2 protein-coding genes are annotated in these 686 nt (G+C 69.2%); both read right to left on the bottom strand.

The annotated features are described in order from the left end of the window. Positions 1 to 529, bottom strand: a 529-nt coding sequence (locus HCK04_RS40440; protein ID WP_185949124.1) for a cellulose-binding domain-containing protein, incomplete at its 3' end; no start/stop codon positions are given. Between the two features lie 26 nt (positions 530 to 555). Next, on the bottom strand, positions 556 to 686 hold a 131-nt coding region (locus tag HCK04_RS40435; RefSeq protein WP_185949123.1), incomplete at its 5' end, for a cellulose binding domain-containing protein.

The raw sequence follows: 686 nt of genomic DNA, 5'->3' as shown, positions 1-686 counted from the left end.
GCGACGGCGACGGCGAAACAGACGGTGAAACAGACGGCGAAGCCGAGGGCGACGGCGAGGGGCTCGGCGAGGGAGACACCGATGGACTGGCGCTGGGACTGGCACTGGGACTGGTGACGGTCCCGCTGCAGGTGGTGCCGTTCAGCGCGAAGCTCGCCGGCACCGGATTCGACGAGGTCCAGGCGCCGTTGAAGCCGAACGACGTGCTTCCGCCGGTCGGGATGCCGCCATTGTAGGAGGCGTTGGTCACCGTGACCTGGGCGCCCGACTGGGTGTAGTTGCCGTTCCACAGCTGGCTGATCGTCTGCCCGGCCGGAAACGACCAGGTCAGGCTCCAGCCGTTGATCGGGTCACCCAGGTTCACCACGTCCACGTTGGCGCCGAAGCCGCCCTGCCACTGGCTGGTCACGGTGTAGGTGACCCGGCAGCCCGCGGCGGCGCGAGCCGAGCCGGCGGTCACGACTCCGAGGACGCTCAGCGCCGCGGCCAGCCCGGCCGCGAGCCAGCGCCGATGTCGAGTGATGCGCACGAGGATCTCCAGGGGATAGGGGTTCGTCAGGAGACGGTGCAGGGGTTTCCGTTGAGGGTGAACGCCGTGGGCTTGCCGGCGTTGCCGGTGTGGGTGGCCTGGAAGCCGATCTCGGTGGTGGAGCCGGGCGCGATCGTGCCGTTGTAGCTGACGTTCT

It is taken from the genome of Microbispora sp. CL1-1, from assembly GCF_012034195.1.
Classification (GTDB): domain Bacteria; phylum Actinomycetota; class Actinomycetes; order Streptosporangiales; family Streptosporangiaceae; genus Microbispora.
The sequence above is the reverse complement of the archived record's forward strand: the minus strand, read 5'-3'. Positions and strand labels throughout refer to the sequence as shown.